A 3,310-nucleotide genomic window follows, 5' to 3' on the forward strand; every position below is an offset into this window, starting at 1 on the left:
GTCCAACTGATAGGATTATATGAAAAAACACAGAAAAAGGGCAATAGCAATGGCATATAAAGTGATTATACTCTATCGACTTTATATGCCACCTTACTTTTTAGGGACATTTACTGAATATCCCTTCTTATATGCTTACATAATATATAATGAAGTAGCTTTTTATCCGTTTGTCTGTTTCCCGATATGGACGAAGGGGCACTGTGACAGATGATGTCCCCACTCCTCAAGGTGTGTCCGTACCGTCTTTTTCATGCAGATTATTGGAAATCCAGGGTCGAAGTATGTACCCGCTTGTAGGTATAAGGAGTGACCTCTGTCTTCTGCACCGTCCATTCTGCCATCCGGTTGGCGCCGCTGTTATAGAGGATCTTGAATCCTTTTACTCCCTCCATGTCGTATTCGGGAATACTTTCAAGCGTATATGCGGCAATTCCCCAAAGTCGTTCGTTGCCCCAGTCGCCTTCGGCATTGTGCCGGAATTCCACCTGTATCAGGCCTTTAGCGTCAATCTCCGTATCCGGAGTGAGCACCAGACTGATGCGGTGTCTGCCATACGGTGTCGCATTTCCGATTTCGTATTGGATGTTCAGATGATGTTCGCTGATGGAAGCAGCGGTAATCTGAATCGGAGCGTCTCCGTAGATGTCCGATGTGCCGCCTACCCTCAGGTCGTCTGCCCGTTTGGTCAGTACCTTCGATAGAAACTCAATGATTTTCACCGGGGTAGGAGACTCTTCAGATGCCTGGCTTTCAGACGGCTGGTTTTCTTCGAGGAACTGCACCCCTACCAGTACCCGTTGTCCGGTAGAATCCGCATCGCCGGCCTTCAGCACCTCCGGATTCTCTACGGCCAGTCTGCCGTAAGAGTCCGATTCCAGTTCCACCTGGTTTCCTTCCATGTTTACCGTCGCCAGGGTCGGGAAAAAGCTTTCCGGTTCGTTCTCGTTCAGACAAGACATCAGGAGCAGTCCGGCCGAAAAACTGATGATATAATGGATGTGTTTGTGTATGTTCATGACGATTCTCCTTTTTTCTATTTTCTACGATTCACTTGAATAATAAAAGATAAAAGGCTTTACTGCTTCTTTTTGTGTTAAAACAAATTAATAAAAAAAATATTTCTATGTGATGCAGTATTTTTGCTTCTCCATTATTTAAACAATAAAACGAGAAACCAGGACATGACGGAAGAAGAGTTGTCAGTAGAGTGTGTGAAAGGAAATAACCAGGCGCGTCGGCTGCTTTATGAGCGGTATGGAGGTGCGTTGATGGCTATTTGTCTCCGTTATCTGGGAGATCGTGAGACGGCAGAAGATATCCTGCACGACGGATTTATACGGATATTCCAGTCCATCGGCCAGTTTACCTATCAAGGGGAAGGCTCGTTGAAAGCCTGGCTTTCAAGAGTAATTGTAAATGAGGCCCTGGGCTTCCTGAGGAAACGGAGCAACCAGCTTCAGCAGGAGGTGCTGATGGAGGAGATTCCCGACCGCCCCGACGACGAGGATGTGGGAGTCAGCGAGATTCCCCAGCAGGTACTGATGAAGTTCATCAGTGAACTGCCCGACGGGTATCGTACCGTATTCAACCTGTATGTCTTCGAGGACAAGTCGCACAAGGAAATCGCCAATTTGCTGGGTATTACCGAACATACCTCCTCTTCGCAGTTTTACCGGGCAAAGACACTGTTGATAAAAAAGATAAACGAATATAAAAGGAAGGATTTAAAATGAAAGAAGAAGATAAATGGATAAAAGAGCTCCGTAATCATATGGAGGACTATTCCGAACCGCTTCCGGAACATGGCTGGGAGGATTTGGAAAAGGCATTGTCGGCTTCCCGTGTCATCCCTATGTGGAGAACACCTCGTTTTATTGCTGCGGCAGCTGTATTTGTGGCGGCAGTATCTTCCTTGAGTATTTGGCTGACAAAAATGACTTCTGAAGATTTTCAGCAAAGTAATTATGCAGATGCAATAGAAAAGATACAGAATGACCTCTCGGAAAACGGAGGTCGTCTGGAGGATGGTTCGCAGCCTGAAGATCCGGCTTTGGCTCAGCAGATTCACCCTGTAGGGGATAGGGGTGCCCTGAGGCCAACTGACCGTATGGCCGGGCTGCTATTGCAGAAATCGGGGACTGAGGGCCGGAGCACGGCATCTTCCAATGAGGAAGATCAGTCCCGGAATCTGCAAGAAATATCGCTTCCTGATTCCCTGCAGGCCATTGCCACAAGGGTAGCTGCTGCCGATATGCCGGAGGGCGAAGAGGCAGCGACACAGCGGAAGGTGCAGCAGCGCGACCTGGACCGCAGGCGGATGGCACAGAATCGGGCAAGCATGGAAATGGAGAGACAGCATAAGGATAAGAAGGAAAAAGGATGGTCGGTGGGACTGATGGCGGGAAACACTCCTTATTCGGCTTCCAATTCGTTCGGCGGGTTCAGCGGTCTTCCGGCAAGAACCCTTTCTTCGGCCAACGGAGCGACCTTGATTCCGGCTTCCGATGAATATGCTGCGTACAAGCAGGTGTTGTTCAACAACCGTGACGGACAGGCGGTAACGACGGCCAACCATAAGATGCCGGTAACCGTGGGGGCTTCTTTCCGATGGAGCTTCAGCAAGAACTGGGCCGTGGAGACCGGACTGACCTATACTTATCTTTCGTCTACCTTCCGTTCGGGAGCGGACTCGTATTGGGAGAAGGAGCAGAACCTGCATTATGTGGGTATTCCATTGAAGATTCACCGTATGTTGTGGAACAGCCGTTGGGTGTCTGTGTATGCATCGGCCGGCGGTATGATGGAAAAATGTGTTTCCGGCAGCGAGGATATCCGTTTTGTGAGAGGAGTGGTCGAAGGAGAACCCGAACACAATTCGCTGCAGGTCGACCCGTTGCAGTGGTCGCTGATGGCATCGGCAGGTGTACAGCTGAACATTACGCGTCATCTGGGATTGTATGCAGAACCGGGAGTGGCTTACTACTTTGACGATAAGAGCGGAGTGGAAACCATCCGCAAGGAACATCCGTGCAACTTCAACCTGCAGGTGGGACTGCGCCTGGAATTTGGAAAATAAAAAGGAAACCCATCGGTCGGTTTCTTGGAAAAACGGACGGTCGGCAGTAATAAAAGCTGCTAACCGCCCGTTTTATTTGGAATAAAATAGTATCTTTGTTTATTGCGTGCGACAAGAAGTCGTACAAGTAATTGTTCAGCATGATGTCTGAACCTGTTGTTCCGTCAACAGTAGCCTAAAGAGGCGTGCTTTACGAGTAATTGTTTGGTGCGAAGCCCTCTTGACAATATG

General features: G+C 48.7%; 3 protein-coding genes. 2 read left to right on the plus strand and 1 reads right to left on the minus strand.

The window, feature by feature from the left end:
- Positions 1–260: 260 nt before the first annotated feature.
- A complete protein-coding gene (locus H3001_RS18880; RefSeq protein WP_181215773.1) occupies positions 261–1,019 on the minus strand; it encodes a NigD1/NigD2 family lipoprotein in 759 nt (252 codons plus the stop codon).
- Positions 1,020–1,184: 165 nt separating this feature from the next.
- On the opposite strand from H3001_RS18880, the gene H3001_RS18885 reads away from it, so the two are divergent.
- Positions 1,185–1,736, plus strand: a complete 552-nt coding sequence (locus H3001_RS18885; protein ID WP_181215774.1) for an RNA polymerase sigma factor — start codon at positions 1,185–1,187, stop codon at positions 1,734–1,736.
- The gene (locus tag H3001_RS18890) at positions 1,733–3,079 is read left to right on the plus strand and encodes an outer membrane beta-barrel protein (RefSeq protein ID WP_181215775.1); all 1,347 of its coding nucleotides are present in this window, start codon (positions 1,733–1,735) and stop codon (positions 3,077–3,079) included. The genes H3001_RS18885 and H3001_RS18890 overlap by 4 nt, the downstream gene beginning before the upstream one ends.
- Positions 3,080–3,310 lie beyond the last annotated feature (231 nt).

Origin of the sequence: Phocaeicola faecicola (genome assembly GCF_013618865.1) — a bacterium.
GTDB lineage: Bacteria > Bacteroidota > Bacteroidia > Bacteroidales > Bacteroidaceae > Phocaeicola > Phocaeicola faecicola.

Excerpts from the sequence above, each read along its gene's own strand:
- H3001_RS18880 (WP_181215773.1), bottom strand. The coding sequence starts at position 1,019 with ATGAACATACACAAACACATCCATTATATCATCAGTTTTTCGGCCGGA.
- H3001_RS18885 (WP_181215774.1), top strand. The coding sequence starts at position 1,185 with ATGACGGAAGAAGAGTTGTCAGTAGAGTGTGTGAAAGGAAATAACCAG.
- H3001_RS18890 (WP_181215775.1), top strand. The coding sequence starts at position 1,733 with ATGAAAGAAGAAGATAAATGGATAAAAGAGCTCCGTAATCATATGGAG.